General features: G+C 59.4%; 15 protein-coding genes and 1 tRNA gene. 7 read left to right on the top strand and 9 right to left on the bottom strand.

Going from position 1 to position 17162, the window contains the following annotated elements; translation table 11 throughout:
- Nucleotides 1–32 precede the first annotated feature (32 nt).
- The 7 genes from GRI41_RS07670 to GRI41_RS07640 all read right to left on the bottom strand — a co-directional run bounded on the left by GRI41_RS07670 (nt 33) and on the right by GRI41_RS07640 (nt 4505).
- Entirely contained in the window at nt 33–944 is a 912-nt protein-coding gene (locus tag GRI41_RS07670) for a lysophospholipid acyltransferase family protein (RefSeq protein ID WP_160604166.1), read from the bottom strand.
- Nucleotides 941–1375, bottom strand: coding sequence for a Fur family transcriptional regulator (locus tag GRI41_RS07665; protein ID WP_160604164.1), 435 nt, complete (start codon nt 1373–1375; stop codon nt 941–943). Before GRI41_RS07665 ends, GRI41_RS07670 begins: the two co-directional genes overlap by 4 nt.
- Nucleotides 1376–1527: 152 nt before the next feature.
- Complete coding sequence (locus GRI41_RS07660; protein ID WP_160604162.1) at nt 1528–1968, bottom strand: MucR family transcriptional regulator; 441 nt, start codon at nt 1966–1968, stop codon at nt 1528–1530.
- A 168-nt stretch (nt 1969–2136) separates the two neighbouring features.
- Nucleotides 2137–2592: a GNAT family N-acetyltransferase gene (locus GRI41_RS07655; RefSeq protein ID WP_160604160.1), complete on the bottom strand. Its 456-nt coding sequence runs from the start codon at nt 2590–2592 to the stop codon at nt 2137–2139.
- Between the two features lie 16 nt (nt 2593–2608).
- Nucleotides 2609–3220, bottom strand: coding sequence for a tRNA (adenosine(37)-N6)-threonylcarbamoyltransferase complex dimerization subunit type 1 TsaB (gene tsaB / locus GRI41_RS07650; protein WP_160604158.1), 612 nt, complete (start codon nt 3218–3220; stop codon nt 2609–2611).
- A 79-nt stretch (nt 3221–3299) separates the two neighbouring features.
- On the bottom strand, nt 3300–3908 hold the full coding sequence (locus tag GRI41_RS07645) for a malonic semialdehyde reductase (RefSeq protein ID WP_160604156.1): 609 nt from the start codon (nt 3906–3908) through the stop codon (nt 3300–3302).
- Nucleotides 3909–3923: 15 nt separating this feature from the next.
- Nucleotides 3924–4505, bottom strand: coding sequence for a NifU family protein (locus tag GRI41_RS07640; RefSeq protein WP_160604154.1), 582 nt, complete (start codon nt 4503–4505; stop codon nt 3924–3926).
- Nucleotides 4506–4658: 153 nt separating this feature from the next.
- On the opposite strand from GRI41_RS07640, the gene GRI41_RS07635 reads away from it, so the two are divergent.
- The 6 genes from GRI41_RS07635 to GRI41_RS07610 all read left to right on the top strand — a co-directional run bounded on the left by GRI41_RS07635 (nt 4659) and on the right by GRI41_RS07610 (nt 13603).
- Entirely contained in the window at nt 4659–7577 is a 2919-nt protein-coding gene (locus GRI41_RS07635) for a M16 family metallopeptidase (RefSeq protein WP_235901089.1), read from the top strand.
- A 131-nt stretch (nt 7578–7708) separates the two neighbouring features.
- Nucleotides 7709–9082, top strand: coding sequence for a class II 3-deoxy-7-phosphoheptulonate synthase (locus GRI41_RS07630; RefSeq protein WP_160604686.1), 1374 nt, complete (start codon nt 7709–7711; stop codon nt 9080–9082).
- A 141-nt stretch (nt 9083–9223) separates the two neighbouring features.
- Complete coding sequence (locus GRI41_RS07625; RefSeq protein ID WP_160604150.1) at nt 9224–10459, top strand: hypothetical protein; 1236 nt, start codon at nt 9224–9226, stop codon at nt 10457–10459.
- Nucleotides 10456–11853 (top strand): aromatic amino acid lyase, encoded by a 1398-nt coding sequence (locus tag GRI41_RS07620; RefSeq protein ID WP_160604149.1) that lies wholly within the window; start codon nt 10456–10458, stop codon nt 11851–11853. Before GRI41_RS07625 ends, GRI41_RS07620 begins: the two co-directional genes overlap by 4 nt.
- Nucleotides 11854–11937: 84 nt before the next feature.
- Nucleotides 11938–12639, top strand: a complete 702-nt coding sequence (locus tag GRI41_RS07615) for a retropepsin-like aspartic protease family protein (protein WP_160604147.1) — start codon at nt 11938–11940, stop codon at nt 12637–12639.
- Nucleotides 12640–12688: 49 nt separating this feature from the next.
- A complete protein-coding gene (locus GRI41_RS07610) occupies nt 12689–13603 on the top strand; it encodes a DUF1499 domain-containing protein (RefSeq protein WP_160604145.1) in 915 nt (304 codons plus the stop codon).
- A gap of 11 nt (nt 13604–13614) precedes the next feature.
- Here the strand turns inward: GRI41_RS07610 and GRI41_RS07605 are convergent.
- Both GRI41_RS07605 and yghU read right to left on the bottom strand, forming a co-directional pair.
- A tRNA-Gln gene (locus GRI41_RS07605) sits at nt 13615–13689 on the bottom strand.
- A 115-nt stretch (nt 13690–13804) separates the two neighbouring features.
- Nucleotides 13805–14701 carry a glutathione-dependent disulfide-bond oxidoreductase gene (gene yghU / locus GRI41_RS07600; protein ID WP_160604143.1) on the bottom strand — a complete coding sequence of 299 codons (897 nt, stop codon included), beginning with the start codon at nt 14699–14701 and terminating at the stop codon, nt 13805–13807.
- Nucleotides 14702–15088: 387 nt separating this feature from the next.
- On the opposite strand from yghU, the gene GRI41_RS07595 reads away from it, so the two are divergent.
- Nucleotides 15089–17161, top strand: a complete 2073-nt coding sequence (locus tag GRI41_RS07595) for an NAD(+) synthase (RefSeq protein ID WP_235901170.1) — start codon at nt 15089–15091, stop codon at nt 17159–17161.
- Nucleotide 17162: the final 1 nt, after the last annotated feature.

Genomic DNA, 17162 nt, shown 5'->3' with positions numbered 1-17162 from the left:
CCTTTAGGGGCAAACGGGATTGGCCGCAATGGTCAGCCGCCGCTGCCAATATCCCCATCAGCTGCATCCCCTTCGCCAGTATCTTCGCCGCGAGTGTCCTTCGAGGCGGCATAGCGGATTGGCACCACATCATGCTTGAATTCGCGAAGGGGTTTGCCGAGGCTGGTCAGCAAGGCGGCTTCGATCGCCGCTCTGGCCCTTGCGCCGACGGCCTTGCGCCCTCTGAAATCCTCGGGGCTGAACGGTTCGAGGAAATGCAGCTTTAATTCAAAGCTGCCCTTGCGTGAGAGGATGCGCTTGGCGTTGTTGATGCCGCTTTCCTCGCCAACCCAGCCGATTTCTTCGGCCACCGGCCCGTAATCGACAAGCACCGGCTGGACCAGCACCTCTTTGGGTGGCGGCTCCAGCACGCTGAGCATCGAGGTCTTGAACGGCAGCAGCGATTGCCCGTCGGTGGTGGTGCCTTCGGGGAATACGGTCACAGACCAATTGTCCTCCAGCGCTTCGCGCAACAGATTGATCTGCTGCGCCACCCCAAGGCGGTTTTCGCGTTTGACGAAAACGGTCCGGTTGAGACGGCTGAGCCAGCCCACCACGGGCACTTCGCTCAATTCCCATTTGGCCACGAAAGCGGTTCCGCTTGCGCCTGCGAGCGAGAGAATATCGAGCCATGAAACATGGTTGGCGATGAAGAACACATCGCGCCGCAGCGGGGTCCCGATCTTGCGCACGCGCGCGCCGCATGTCCAACCTGCATAGCGCAGGAACAGCATCGGAAAGGGCGATCCGTATTTGAAGATACGGTAGAGGTAATGGAGCGGTACGAAGACGATCAGCAGCGCGATCAGCCCCAACACTCTCAATGAAAACCGGGTCCAACCGGTGAAGGAAAGCGGTGTTGCTTCGCCTTCCTCTGCGGCTTTGCGCCGTTCAGGGCTGATCAAGCCTCTTGATCCTTCGCGCGGCCCAGCTTCACGCCGTATAATTCCATCCGGTGATCAACCAGGCGATAGCCCAGCTTTTCCGCGATGGTTTTTTGCAAGGCTTCCAGCTCGGGGTCGACAAATTCGACCACGTCGCCGCTTTCGACATCGATCAGATGGTCGTGATGCGCCTCGGGCGCGGCTTCGTAACGGGCGCGCCCGTCACCGAAATCATGCCGGTCGAGAATGCCCGCCTCTTCGAACAGGCGGACCGTACGATATACCGTTGCAATCGAGATCTTTGGATCGATCGCAGAGGCGCGCTCGTGGAGCAGCTCGACGTCGGGATGATCGTCGCTTTCCGACAGAACGCGCGCGATGACGCGGCGCTGCTCGGTAATGCGAAGGCCGCGTTCAGCACAGAGCTGTTCGAGATCAATTCGTTGCTGCACTCAACTATCCTTGCACGAGGCCGGAAAACCGGCCGAAAAATGAAACGCCCCGTAGCCTTAGAGGCACGGGGCGTTCATCTCAAGCTGGCAATCCCAAGCAATTGAGCCTGCGATGCCGCATCTGGAATTGGTTTTTCCGGATAGAGCGGTGGTTATGCCGCCTTCTTGCGGCGACCACGCTTCTGGCCGGGCTTACGGCCAAGGCCGATTTTCTTAGCCAGATCGCGGCGCGTTTCGGCGTAGTTTGGGGCGACCATTGGATAGTCTGCACCCAGGCCCCAACGCGCTTTATACTCGTCGATGGTCATGCCGTGCTCTGTCATCAGATGACGCTTGAGCATTTTCATCTTCTTGCCGCAATCGAGGCAAACGATGTGGTCTTTCTTGACCGATGCGCGAATTGACACGGCCGGATCTGGCAGGATTTCGGCAGGGTCCTCGTCCTGACCGAGCGCAGCCAGAGCGCCAAATACACTGGTAATCAGCGACGGGAGCTCGGCCCCGTCAACTTGGTTGTTGCTTACGTGAGCAGCAACGACATCTGACGTGAGCGTGATTAACGTCTCCGTCATATCGTCTTCAAAACGTTCCATGATTGTCCTCATCTTAGTGTGCGACCACTTTAACTTCACCACTCTTGTTAAGGAGTAGTTCCACCATTTTTGGCGGGTGCCATCGTCCATGGCCTAACTACCGATATGTAGCAAGTGTTCCGTATAGGCTTTCGGTTAATAAAAGCATCCGAATTGGTTGAAATGATACTAAAGCGTTAGACGAAACGTAATTGCATCAATTCTATTTCCATCGGCCATCAAGTAGTAATTTTCACGCCTGCCAACGGGTTCGAAACCAACCGACCGATAGAGCGTTTCCGCCGGGTTATTTGCCCGCATTTCAAGAAAAACCGTGTCGGCTTTTCGTTCACGGGCTTTGTCGGTAAAAATTTGTAACAGCTTTTTACCTAAGCCTGTTCCCCTGAATTCCGGCCGTACTGCCACCAGCAAAAGCTCTTCTTCGCCCGGAGCGGCCTTGGTCAGGGTAAATCCTGCCGCGGGCGACGATTCGGTGGGGATGCGGCCGTCGGCACCGATCAATTGATAATGGGTGTGCGGCATTGCCAGCGAGTCGGTCAGCTGGCGGCGGTTCCATGCTTCGCCCCATTGGGGATCGAAGGCGGCGTCCATCACATCCATGATCTTGTCGATATCGTCGGTCATCTGTCGTTCGTACGGATCAGGCCGGGAGTTTGGCATCGGGTGCGCGCCCGTAAATGGGCGAAGTGTTGGCAGACAGCACCGCCTCTGGAAGCGCGAGAACATGCTGCGCATCGGGCAAGATTTGCAGCGCGGTTCCGCCGCCGCGCTCTTCCACAAATGCCTCGGCTTGCGACCCCGCGACCAGCGTGGTGCCAAAGCGCTGCGCAGCGGCTTGGGGGGCGAGCGATGCATGTTCGGCTTCGGGCATTCCGTCCGCGCCGAATGGCTGGACGAACCATTCGCCGTGCCCGCCGGTCATACAGGCCAGAACCGGCACATCGCCATGCTGCGCGCGGGCCATGGCAGCTATCAACGCCAGCGTTGGATAGCCGGCAATCTGCGCGCCCCAGGCATAGGCAAGCGCTCTGGCCGCGGCGATACCAATGCGGACCCCGGTGAAACTGCCGGGGCCGAGTGACACCAGAATACGCTCTGCTTTGCCTTTGCCGGGCAAGTCGGCGATTGTCGGGATCAAGCGTTCGGCATGGCCGCGTCCCAGCACCGCATGCGAATTGGCGAGCGGCTCACCGCCTTCGAACAGCGCCACCGAACAGGCTTCTGTCGCACAATCTATTGCCAGTGTTCGCATATCCAGCCCGATGCCACGCGTTGCTGCCCAAGGTCAAACAACGCGGTCAAACGCCATTCAAAACCTCCAGGCGTCAGGTTCAGACGATCGTGTTGAATGTGCCGAAATCGGGGCGCGGGCTGCGATCGAAAATCGATTCCGTATCGCCATATCCGATCGAGCATATGAAGTTGCTCTTGTGCCGCGAATTGTCGCCAAAAAATTCGGCATCGACCGCTTCATTGTCGAAACCGGACATGGGCCCGACATCGAGCCCAACCGCGCGCGCGGCCAGCATCAGATAAGCGCCCTGAAGCGACGAATTGCGGAATGCGCCTTCCTTGCGGCCTTCCTCGTCTCCTTCGAACCAGCTTTTCGCGTCGGTATGCGGGAACAGCCAGGGCAGTTCTTCGTGAAAATCGATGTCATAACCGATGATCGCGGTGACCGGCGCGGACAGCACTTTTTCGGTGTTTCCTTCCATCACCAGCTTGGCAAGGCGCGCTTTGGCATCAGCGGATTTGACCCAGACGATCCGCACCGGCTGCATATTAGCCGATGTCGGGGCCATTTTCAGAAGGTCGTAAATAGCCGCGATCTGTTCATCCGACACATCTTTGTCGAGCCAGCCATTATAGCTGCGCGCTTCGTTGAATAGCTGGTCGAGTGTGTCTGGCGACAGAACGCTGTCGTGGAATTGTTTGGTCATGAATACCTCGGCAAATCAGGCTGCGCGAACTTCGGTCACTTCGGGAACATAATGCTTGAGCAAACCTTCGATCCCGTGTTTCAAGGTTGCGGTTGAGGACGGGCAGCCGGCGCAGGCGCCTTGCAGCGTCAGATAGACGATACCGTCCTTGAAACCGCGATAGGCGATATCGCCGCCATCGCCGGCAACGGCAGGCCGCACCCGCGTTTCGAGAAGCTCGTTGATCTGCGCAACGATATCGGCATTTTCCGGATCGTCTTCGACAATCAATTCGGCATCTTCGGCGGGTACCGAAATCCCGCTCGCGTCGCCGCCAACAAATAGCGGCGCTTCGGACACAAAGTGATCCAGCAGGATAGAGACGACTTGCGGTTTGAGAGCGGACCAATCGGCGCCGGGTGCAGCAGTGACCGACACGAAATCGCCCCCGAAGAACACCAGAACCACTTCGCCCGTGTCGAAAATCGCCTGCGCGAGCGGTGACACTTCCGCCGCCTCTGGCGAGGCAAATTCGCGCGTGCCGCTGGGCATGACTTGCTGCCCGGGCAGGAATTTCAGGCTGGCGGGGTTGGGGGTGGTTTCGGTTTCTATAAACATGCCGCTGATGTAGGAGCGCGCGCCGCCGGTCACAAGGCACGAATACTTCGGACCTATTCACTTTCGCTTCATAGCTTGGCATCCTATATGCCGCGTATGATCAAAATATCGCGTGCGCTTTCGCACACTTCGCTTCTTCTTCCCCTGTTTTTGTTGGCCCCTCAAGCGGTTGCGCAAACTGCCGAACCGCAAGAACACGCCGCGCCAGAGGCGCTGCAAACCGGCGATGAAACGCCGTGGATTTATGAAGGCAGCGATGTTCCGCAGGACAAGGAATGGCTGTGGGGCGCGATGGATAACGGGCTGCGTTATGCGGTGCGCGAAAACGGTGTGCCGCCGGGACAAGTCTCCATCCGGATCAGGATTGATGCCGGTTCGATGCATGAACGGGAAGACGAACTGGGCTTTGCCCATTTGCTGGAACATCTCAGCTTTCGCGAAAGCACCTATCTGAAACAGGGCGAAGCAATCCCGACATGGCAGCGCCTGGGTGCATCCTTCGGCAGCGATACCAATGCAGAAACTTCGCCAACGCACACCGCTTACAAGCTGGACCTGCCCAACGCGACACCGGCCAAAATCGAAGAAAGTATCAAACTGCTTTCGGGAATGATGCGCGCGCCGGTTCTGTCGAAGGAAAATCTGGCTGCGGAAGTTCCGATCGTGCTGGCCGAAAAGCGCGAACGTGGCGGTCCGGGATACCGCGTGGCTGAGGCCACCCGATCGACCCTGTTCAAAGGGCAATTGCTGGGCAGCCGCCTGCCCATCGGGACCGAAGAGACTCTGCTGGGCGCAACGCCCGAGGCGATGCAGGCATTCCAGGAACGCTGGTACCGGCCCGAAAATGCGGTTGTGGTGATCGCGGGCGATGCCGACCCGATGTTCTTTGCCGCGATGATCGAGAAATATTTTGGCGATTGGCAAGGGAAGGGGCCGCTTACGCCCGCCCCCGCATTCGGTGATCCGGTTGCTCCGGAAGGGGTGGACCCTGACAATCCGGTTGGCGAAGTGGCGGTTCTGGTCGAACCCGATCTGCCGCGCACTTTCGCCTATGCCTATTTGCGCCCTTGGCGCAAGGTCGATGACACGGTTGAGTATAATGAAGGCCGGCTTGCCGATCTTCTGGCAACCGCGATTATCCAGCGCCGGTTGGAAGCGCGCGCGCGTGTCGGCGGTTCGTTCCTCTACGCCTCTGTCGAACAGGACAAGATCAGCCGCTCTACCGATGCGACTTTTGTCTCCTTTGCGCCGCTGACCGAAGATTGGGGCGCGGCGCTGACCGATGTTCGTGCGATCATCGCCGATGCGGTCACAACACCGCCGACGCAGGAAGAGATTGATCGCGAAGCCGCGCAATATGACGCGGTATTTGTCAATCTGGTCGAACAGCGTTCGGTGATGGCGGGCTCCAGCCTTGCGGACGAGGTGGTCGATGCGGTGGATATTCGCGAAGCGGTCGCCGCGCCCGAGACATTCCTGCAGGTTTTCCGCGGGATGAAGAACAAGGTCACACCGCAAGAGATTCTCCAGCGCACGCAGCAGCTGTTCAAAGGTGACGTGATCCGCGCAACCTATGTCACCCCTGCGATTGGCGAGGCTTCTGACAATGCGGTGCAAACCGCGCTGCGTTCTGAAGTGACGGCCAATACCGGCGCACGGCTGGCGGCAAAGTCGATCTCTTTTGACGAGCTGGAACCGGTTGGTGAGCCGGGGACGATTGTATCGCAGAGGCCGCTCGGCGTGCTGGGTGTAGAGCGCATCGAATTTGCCAATGGCACGCGCGCATTGCTGGCATCCAATGACTATGAGCCGGGCCGGGTTGCGGTGCGGATGCATTTCGGCGCGGGCAAACGCGCGTTCGAGCAGGACGAAGCGGCCTATATCGCGCTGGGCGAAATGGCGCTGGTCGGATCGGGGCAGGGTGTCCTGGGCCAGGAGGAATTGGACCGGATCACCACCGGGAGAGTCATCGGTTTCAATTTCGAAATCAACGATGCCACTTTCGTTTTTTCCTCGCAGACGCGCGGACCCGATCTGGATGACCAACTTTATCTGTTTGCCAACAAATTGTCCGATCCCGCGTGGGACCCGAACCCCGTCATTCGATCCAAAGCCGCGCAGCTTTTGGCCTATGACGGGATGGCGACGAGCCCGGGCGGAGTGTTGCAGCGCGATCTGGAATTCTTGATCACGGCGATGGACGGCCGCTTCAAAACCCCTTCGGTTGAGGATCTCAACGCCGCGACGCCCGAAGGCTTCCGCGAGGTCTGGGCGCCGATTTTGGAGCAGGGCGATGTCGAGATCCTGATCTTCGGCGATTTTGACCAGCAGAAAACGGTTGAGACATTGCGCCGGACGATCGGCGCAATCCCGACGCGCAAACCGATTGCGCCAGAAGCTTTGGCGCGCGTTCCAGCCTTTCCTGAGTCTGGGAACGAAACGGTGGTCCGCACCCATCGCGGCGATGCCAATCAGGCGGCAGCGGTTATCGCCTGGCCAACCGGCGGCGGCGTTGCCGAATTGCGCCAGTCGCGCCAGCTGGAAATTCTCGCCTCGATATTCGATAACCGCTTGGTCGAGGCAATGCGCGAGCGCGCCGGTGCCAGCTATTCCCCGCAGGTCGGCACGCATTGGCCGATTGACCTGAGCAGCGGCGGCCGGATTACCGCAATCGCGCAGCTGAAACCGGAAGATGTGCCGGTATTCTTCACCGAAGCCGATGCGATTGCCAAGGATCTCGCCGCCAATCCGCCAACCGCGGAAGAGCTGGAGCGGGCGACCGAGCCGCTCAAGCAATTGATCCGCCGCGCGATGAGCGGAAACCTGTTCTGGCTGTACCAGATAGAGGGATCGAGCACCGATCCCCGCCGTCTGCTCTATTTGCAAACGCTTCAGGCCGATTACAGCGAAACCACGCCCGAACGCATGCAGGCACTGGCGCAGCGTTATTTCGGCGCGCGCGAAGGATGGCAAATGGCGATCATTCCCGAAGGGCAGGAATTGGCCAAGAGCACCGGCGAGCGTGTGGTTCCCGCAGTAAGGGCCGCCCCCGCGTTGACCACCGGCCGGTAATCAATTGCCAAAAGCGCCAAGCATTGCTTGGCTGGCGACAGCATTTACTGCGCTTGCGCAGCTGATTGCTTTGCTATTGAGTGGCGCAAGGCGTATTTGCGCGCCCGCAACAGATGAAAGACAGGTACAAAGTGGCAAAGAACTGGACCCCCGATAGCTGGAAAGCGCACGAAGCACGGCATTTGCCGCGCTATGACGATGCGCAGGCGCTGGCCGACGCGGAGCAGACCCTTTCCACCTATCCGCCTTTGGTGTTCGCCGGTGAAGCGCGCAATCTGAAAGCCGATCTGGCGCAAGTTGCCCAAGGCAAGGCATTCCTGCTGCAAGGCGGCGATTGCGCGGAAAGCTTCGCCGAATTTCACCCGAATAATATCCGCGATACGTTCCGCGTTTTGCTGCAGATGGCAGTCGTGCTGACCTATGCGGGCAAGGTTCCGGTGGTGAAAGTGGGCCGGATGGCGGGCCAGTTTGCCAAACCGCGCAGCAGCGACACCGAAACAAAAGACGGCGTCACTCTGCCCAGCTATTTCGGCGACAATGTCAACGGGATCGAATTTGATCCGGCCAAGCGGACCAACGATCCGGAACGTATGGTGCGCGCCTATTCGCAAGCGGCCGCCACGCTCAATCTGCTGCGCGCATTTGCCAGCGGCGGTTACGCCAATCTGCGTCAGGTCCATAAATGGACGCTCGATTTCATGGGCCGCAGCCCGTGGGCAGACAAATTCGCGCAAACCGCCGACCGGATTGGTGAAGCGCTCGATTTCATGGAAGCTTGCGGGGTCGATCCCGACACTGTGCCGCAATTGCAACGCACCAGCTTCTACACCAGTCACGAGGCGCTGCTGCTCCCTTACGAACAGAACCTGACGCGTCAGGATTCGCTCACCGGCGATTGGTACGACACCAGCGCGCATATGGTGTGGATCGGCGATCGCACCCGCTTTGAAGGCAGCGCGCATGTCGAATTCGCGCGCGGAATCGGCAATCCGCTGGGCATGAAATGCGGCCCGTCGATGGAACCCGATGTGCTGCTCAAACTGCTCGATACGCTTAACCCCGAACGCGAAGCGGGCCGGATCACGCTGATCAGCCGGTTCGGCCATGACAAGGTAGAGGCCGGGCTGCCCGCATTGGTGCGCGCCGTTAAGGCGGAAGGCCATCCTGTCGTTTGGTCATGCGATCCGATGCATGGCAACGTCATCAAATCGGATAGCGGCTACAAAACGCGGCCCTTCGACCGGATCTTGCGCGAGGTTAAAGGCTTCTTCGCGGTGCACCGAGCCGAAGGCACGCATGCGGGCGGCATCCATATCGAGATGACCGGACAGGACGTGACCGAATGCGTCGGCGGCGCTGTGGGCATCGCCGATGAACGCCTCGGCGACCGTTATCACACCCATTGCGACCCGCGCCTCAACGCCGCGCAATCGCTGGAACTGGCATTCCTGCTGGCGGAAATGATGACAATGGAAGCGGGACATGCTCAGGCCGACGCAGCCTGAACCCGACTAGCTTCGTCCGCATCCACCCCGCAGCCGCCTCGCGGCGCGCGGGCGTGAGCGGGTGATTGGGGGTCGCGTTGCCGCAATCTTTGCGTTAGGCACACCATCGCAATGGAAATTTGCCTTACCACTCCGATACGGATGTCCAGTTCCGCCGCGGGTCTGCACGGGAAAGTTGCTTCGCCGGAGTTTCTTGCAAATCTGCTTGAGGATGTGATCGCCGGACTGCCCACCGGATCAGCCGCAGAATTCCAGCCGCAAAGTATCAGGACAACCGGCGCGAATTTGCGCTTTGAAACGCTCGACAAGGATCTCGAACGCGGGCCTGGCTTCCCAGAGCTGGTGGTCGACATTTTTCCCGCCGAGGGCGCGGCAACCGCGCCGGTCGCCGATCTGGAAATACGCCAGGTGAGGCTGGCCATGTTCCGCAGCGAAATTGCGATCCAGACCACCATTCTGTCACTTGCGAAGTCGCATTCGATCGCTTCAGCGACCGAGCTGGAAGCGGTGCTGAACGATGTCGCATCGAAAGTTCTGTCCGAATTCACAAGGCCAACCATCGATGCCGCGCTGACAAGCATTGATGCAGAGGCCGAAGCTGACACGGATCAGGGCGGGGAGAAGGGCTATGGGGAGCCGAAGATTTTGTGGACCAACCGGACCTACGCGCTCGACCCCGATTTGGTTGAGGACAAGGTTTTGGGCGGTTTGGTCAGGCTCGATGAAACGGCCCGGGCAAGCGAAACCGTCGAAGATGTGATCCGTCTGCGCGAAGGGAACAATATTCTGCTGAACGCGCAATTCCGTGACGATGCTTTGCGCGGGTTGGTGATTGCGCAGCACCTCTATGCCGTTTTCGATACCGTGTTCCACCGCCTTGGCCGCTTGCTCGAAGACCTTGACCGTTCGGGCCGGAGGCGGAGCCTGACCGGCGATATTCGCAAGGCAACCGCGCTCGGCGCAGAAACCGCCAGGTTCGAGGTGGAACTGCATCGCCTGCCGACTTCGCTGCAAGGCACGCGGCGGCTGGTGTTTGATGCAGCATGCCGCGGATACCAGCTCGATTCGCTGGTCACGGCCGTCAGGCTGCGCAATGAAGCGGCCAATGATGTTATCGAAGGCCGGCTGCATGAAAGCGATCAGCGCGCGAGCCGGTTTGTGCAGGGCGGAATCGTGTTCTTGTCATTCCTCCAGATATTGTCGACACTGATGGACGTCTATTCGCTCGACTACGCTTCGCTGGGTGGGATGAAGGAAGGATCCACATCGTTTATGTCGCTTATTCCCCGGCTTGTTTCCTTTGACGGCGCGATCAACGTCGCCTTGCTGGGGACATTGCTGTTTGTCCTCGTCGTAATTTACCAGCGGCGGTCATGATGGAGCGGCTTGAACAATTCCTGGCGGCGGCCGGATCGGGCAAGGTTCCCGAAGCGGTGGCCGCGCGGCAGGGCCAGATTGGCGCATATCGTGACGCCTATCTGGCTGCGGCTGCGATCAGCAAGGCCGACGGAACACCGGTTTACGGGCTGGATGTGCTGCCCGGCCATCTTTCCGGCCAAGCGCCCGACGGGAAAGACATCGCCGATATTGAGACCGCGATCATGCAGTCGCACAAGATCGGATCGCCGCCTGACTTCAGCGCGTTTTCCGCGCGCGCCATACACCTTGCAAAACTATATGCGATTGCTGCGGGCGGAACGCCGGTGTCGCAGCGCAGTTTCGACATGCTGTCGGCCTGTTTTGAAGATGCCGATTTCGCCGCGGCAATACCCGCGCGCGCATCCTATTCCTGCGGTGATGTGATACCGGCCACGCATTGGCTTTCGGACTTCCTCGAATGGGCACGGGCGCGCGACGCGGATTTCCGTCTGCAATCGGGCGAAGCGATGGCGCTGATCAATGGCGGATTTGTGCAGGTCGGCTCGGCGATAGAGCCATTGATGGCGGCGGGTCGTTTGTGGAAACATTTGCTTGTGGTGCAGAAAGCATCGGCGGCGGCAATCGGCGCATTGCGCCCCGGATTTCAAGCGGCAGGTGATCGGGCGGATGGCTGGATGGAAGAAGCCATGCGCTTCGTTTCCGGCGAATTGCCATTGTCGGCCAGCGGCCACCGCGTGCAGCCACCCGTTTCGGTTCGCGCAATGCCGCAAGTGACCGAATCTCTCGGCCTTGCGATTCGCGGCTTTGCGCAGGAAATCGATCGCGCTCTGGGCCGGCCATCATCCAATCCTCTGCTGGTTCAGGATGAGGCAGGAGAAGCGCGCATCGCGGAAAGCGGGGCATTCCTGATGCCGGAACTTGCGCGTCTGGCTAGAAGCCTGACCGAGGCACTGCTGCTTTGCGCATCGGCATCGGTGCGGCGGATGCAGGCTTTGACCCACCCGGAAATTCTCGAGCGGGCATGGGGTGGCAAGCTGGTAAAAGTGCAAATGCAGACAATCCAGATTCCCAAGCTGGGCATGAGCCGGTTTGAACTGGCGAACCGGCGATATGGCGCATCAGGCGGCTTTTCGGCCGCATCCACTTCGCTTGGGGTGGAGGATTTGTGGACCAACGGGACGGATGCCAATCTGGACCTTGGCACGTGTATTGAACGGGTGGAGGAGATTCACGCGCTCGAATTCCTGCTGGCGCGCATATGCGCACATGCAGATGCGGAAGGGCTTGATGAAGCAATTCAGCCCGACTTGATGGGGCGCAGCCGGAAACTGCTCGCCAGCGAATGCGAACAGGCCGAAATCCCCGCCTGTTTGCCGTTCCTCGATCTTTGATTGATCCGGCCGGGCAAAAGCGGCGCCCGGTCTGCAGAAATGGCATTCATGGACCTGTAGGAATGCTGTCCCTATATAGTGATCATGGATAATCCGGGCGCACTTGCAGAGATTTGGGATTCCGTTGCCGCGGTGATCCGCGAAGTGCCGCGTTCGGGCCTGCTGATTGCGACTCTGGTGGCACTGGTGTGCGGCTGGATCGGCTCGATAATGGTGCGCCGCGATGTTCCGATGGGCGGCACCATCCGGTTGACCAGCACTTTGGTGCTGACCGGCATTCTCGTCACCATCGTATTGCAATTGGCGCGGTTCGACCCGCGTATCGATCTGGCGCTTCCCACTGTCGGATTGCCCGAACAAGTCGTGGAAGGCGGCGAAACGCGTATCCCGCTCGCGCCTGACGGGCATTTCTGGCTGGTGGCGCAAGTCAATGGAGAGCCGGTCGAATTTATGATCGATACCGGTGCGACGCTGACTGCGGTTTCGACTGACGTTGCCCAGCGCACGGGGCTGGAGCCGCGCCGGGGCGGGCTGCCGGTCCAGCTTAGCACCGCCAACGGGACCATTTCCGCGCAATTGGCGACGGTCGACGAAATCCGTTTCGGCAATGTCGCTGCGCGCGGTCTGGATGCGGTGATTGCGCCCAATCTTGGCGATACCAGCGTGATCGGGATGAACCTGCTGTCGCGCCTCAAAGGCTGGCGGGTGGAGGACAACACGCTGATCCTGACGCCCAACAATCCGCAGCCGGTTCTGGAAGAAAGCGGAGCCGAATCTGGATACTGACATGCGGGCGCACTTGCCGCGGCGCGCGGCGTGGTGCATCTAGCGCAGCATGAACATCGTTAGAAAACTGCCGCGTATCGCGCTGCTCCTCGCCATTCTCCTGATCGTGTGGTTCGCCATTGCCATGTTTGGTGCAAAGTTTGGCGTGATCGACAAGCTGTTTGCTTTCGGCACCATGACCGCGGCCATCGGATCAATGGCGGCAATGGTGATCGCGGGGATTGCGCTGATCGCATTGCTGGTCGCGCTGCTGGTCAAACCGCGGCAGGGAATTTTGGCGGCGCTTGTGGCGCTGCTGATTCCCGCCGCTGTGCTGCTGGGTTTCAACCAGTTGCGCGCCACCGCCGGATCGGTCCCGTTTATCTATGACATCACCACCAACACCGCTGACGCCCCGCAATTTAGCGACGCAATGGTAAAGGCCCGCGCGAATGACGGGGCAAACGATTTGCTCGATTTCAACCGTCCGCTGGGCGAATATGAGAAATGGGCGGATCAAGAGGGCCTGACCGGTATCACCGCCGCGCAATTGATTGCCGATGGCTATCCCGATTTGAAAACGCTGAACACTTCAGACTCGGTAGAGGATGCTATGTCGGCGGTGCAAAGCGCCATGGAAATGCGCGGCTTCGACAATGTCAAAACCTATAAGGATGAAGGCATTGTCGAAGGCACTGACGAAGTGTTCTGGTACGGCTTTCTCGATGATGTGGTCGTTCGTGTGCGCGAGACAGAAGAGGGGACCGCAATCGATTTCCGTTCGACCTCACGCCTCGGCACAAGCGATCTGGGCGTCAATGCGAAGCGGATTGCCGATCTGCGCAAAGCGGTTGAAGACCGTCTGACCGCCATGGAGCGGAAACCCGAAGCGGTTCTGGAAGAAACGCCGGATACAGAGGAAAGCGCAGAGGATGGCGCAGAAGATAGTGACGGCGAACCCGCCGCTGCGCCTGCGCAAAACTGATCAGGGAAAAATGGCTGGGGTGGCAGGGATCGAACCTGCGAATGCCGATACCAAAAACCGGTGCCTTACCACTTGGCCACACCCCAGCAGCTTTTCGCGGGACTAATCCCGCATCAAGCGCGCCCCATATAACGCGGTGTTTGCGGAATGGAAGGGCTGATTGTCGTTCAAATTGCGGAAATTGCAGATTGCGGCCGGGTGCTAGCTTTCGGGCGACTCGACTTCGCCGCGTTCGATACGTTTGGCGAGCGTGTTGGTTTCAAAATCCTGCGGTGAATGCCGTTCGTGCAATTGATCGGCCGGATCGCCAAAGGACCGGTTGACCATTCTGGCGCGTTTTACCGCAGGGCGCGTCATCACCTCTTTGGCCCAGCGGCCAACGGCTTCATATTCGTGGATCGAAAGGAATGTCTTGGCCTCGTTATAGATATCGCCGGTGGTGAAGGGGGCGAGCCACGGCGCGGCGGCCATATCGGCGATGGTGTATTCATCCCCCGCCAGAAATTGCGTTTCCTTCAGGCGGTTATTGGCGACATCGAACAGCCGCTTGGTTTCCATCGCATAGCGGTTGATCGGATATTCGTATTTCTCCGGCGCATAGGCGTAGAAATGGCCAAAGCCGCCGCCAATGAAAGGCGCGCTGCCGACTTGCCAGAACAGCCAGCTGAGCGTTTCGGCCCGGGCCGCACGGTCAGTCGGCAGGAACTTTCCGAATTTTTCCGCCATATGCATCAGGATCGCACCGCTTTCGAACACGCGCACCGGGGTATCTCCCGAATGATCGACCATCGCGGGGATTTTCGAATTGGGATTGATATCGACAAAGCCGCTGGTGAATTGCGCGCCCTCGCTGATATTGATCAGCCAGGCATCATACTCGGCGTCACTATGCCCGGCTTCGAGCAGTTCTTCAAAGATGACATTGGCTTTCACACCGTTGGGAGTGGCGAGCGAGTAAAGCTGGTGCGGATGCTCGCCCTTCGGCAACTCCTTCTCGCTCTGCGCGCCCGCGGTCGGGCGATTGATATTGGCGAAGCGACCTCCGCTTTCGCTGTCAAAAGTCCAGACTTCGGGCGGGGTATAAGTCGGGTCAGCCATGGGGGAGGAATTCCTTTCGCGATTGTCTTGCCTTGTTCGTAAGGTGGGATGAAGGCGTTACAAGGGCAAGCAAATAACCGGTTTCAAGCTTGGAAGTGATGCTTGCATTGCGGTATCCTTTTGGGATACTTAGTGCCCATGCATCTGGCAGGCATCAAAATCCGCGACTGGCGTGAAGCGCATGATCCGCCGCTTAACGCTGCCGAATTTGGCGAGCTTTATGGCGCGCCGAAGCCGTGGCCCAGCCGCACGGTCTATGGCTGGGAAACCAAGGGCAAGATCGCCCGGGCCGCGGTCCAAAGACGGTTGGCGGAATTGGGCATTTGCACGTTCGAAGACTGGCTGGAACCGGCCGCTGACATTCAATCCGATACGAAAGATACTGCGATGAGCAGCCCCAAGAAAAGCGGCGCGCACCCGTTCTATTGCGCGCATACACACGGTTTTGTCCGCGTGGCGACCAGCACCCCGCAGGTTCGCACCGCCGATGTGGCGTTCAACCGCGAGGCGATTTTGACCGAAGCGAAACGCGCGCATGACGCGCATGTCGATCTGGTGGTCTATCCCGAACTGTGCGTGTCATCCTATGCGATTGATGATCTGCATTTGCAGTCGGCATTGCTTGATGCGGTGGAAGAGGCGGTTGGCGATATTGTCGCGGCGTCGGCCAAGCTGGCGCCCGTGTTGTTGGTGGGTGCGCCGCTGCGGCGGGGCGGCAAGATCTACAATTGCGCTTTGGTGATCGCGGGCGGGAGATTGCTCGGCGTGGTGCCCAAGAGCTTCCTCCCCAATTACCGCGAATATTATGAAAAGCGCTGGTTCGCGCACGGGCGCAGCGTGCAGGGGCAGGAGATTTCCGTTGCCGGTCATACCGCCCCGTTCGGCACCGATCTGATTTTTGCCGCATCGAACCTGCCGGGCTTCACGCTCAATGTCGAAATTTGCGAAGACTACTGGGCGCCCAATCCGCCCTCCACGCTGGGCGCGCTGGCGGGGGCGACCATTCTGGCCAATCTTTCCGCATCCAACGTGACCATCGGCAAGTCGGACGAGCGCCACATGTTGGCCCGCGCGCAATCGAGCCGCGCGATTGCTGCCTATGCCTATTCCGCCAGCGGGCATGGCGAAAGCACCACCGATCTGGCGTGGGACGGGCAGGGCATGATTTACGAGCTCGGCGATCTGATGGCGGAGAGCGAGCGTTTCAGCCTCGACGCCGAACTCAGCATTGCCGATATCGATACCGAGCGCCTGCTTGCCGAGCGGATGCGCAACCAGACATTCAACGATGCCGCCGAGGCGCAGCAATGCCCCGAACAATGGTTCCGCACCATATCGTTCGAACACAAATCAGTCGGCGGAGACATCGGCCTATACCGCCCGATCCGGCGTTTTCCCTTCGTGCCCAATCGCGCGAACAAGCTGGACGAGGATTGCTACGAGGCGTTCAATATCCAGGTCGACGGCCTGATGCGGCGGATGAGTGCGACCAAGGCCAAGAGCATCGTGATCGGCATTTCGGGCGGGCTCGACAGCACCCATGCGCTGATCGTCGCAGCGAAGGCGTGCGACCGGCTGGGGCTGGATCGGACCATGATCAAGGGCTTCACCATGCCCGGCTTCGGCACTTCGGATCACACCAAGAGCAACGCGTGGAAGCTGATGGAGGCGATGGGGATTTCCACAGAGGAAATCGATATCGTTCCCGCCGCCACGCGCATGCTGGAGGATATCGGCCATCCCTTTGCCGATGGTGAGCCGGTCTATGATGTGACATTCGAGAATGTGCAGGCTGGGCTGCGCACCGATTATCTTTTCCGCCTGTCCGGCCAGCATAAGGGCTTTGTGCTTGGCACCGGCGATCTCAGCGAATTGGCGCTGGGCTGGTGCACCTATGGCGTGGGCGACCAGATGAGCCATTACGGCGTCAACGCAGGCGTGCCCAAAACGCTGATCCAATATCTGATCCGCTGGTCCATCCAGACCGGCCAATTCGATGCTGCGACCGACGAGGTCCTGCAGGCAATTCTCGACACCGAAATTTCACCCGAGCTGGTCCCGGCAGACGAGCAAGGCGGGATGCAAAGCACCGAAGAGAAGATCGGCCCTTACGAACTCAACGACTTCTTCCTCCACCACATTATCCGCTGGGGGCAGAAGCCGAGCAAAGTCGCGTTTCTGGCCTATCATGCGTGGAAGGATGCGGGGGAAGGGCTGTGGCCCGCCGATTTCCCCGAGGCGAAGAAGAACCAGTATGATCTGGAGGCGATCCGGATATGGCTGGAAAAATTCCTCTGGCGCTTCTTCCAATTCAGCCAGTTCAAACGCAGCGCATTGCCCAACGGGCCCAAGGTTTCATCGGGCGGCGCGCTCAGCCCGCGCGGTGACTGGCGCGCACCGAGCGATGCAGTGGCCGATCTGTGGCTCGCGGAATTGAAGAGTGGAATGCCGGAGAGCTAGG

The sequence above is a fragment of the Pontixanthobacter aquaemixtae genome (assembly GCF_009827395.1).
In the GTDB taxonomy this organism is placed as follows: Bacteria; Pseudomonadota; Alphaproteobacteria; order Sphingomonadales; family Sphingomonadaceae; genus Pontixanthobacter; species Pontixanthobacter aquaemixtae.
This window is presented reverse-complemented; position numbering and strand designations above follow the sequence as displayed.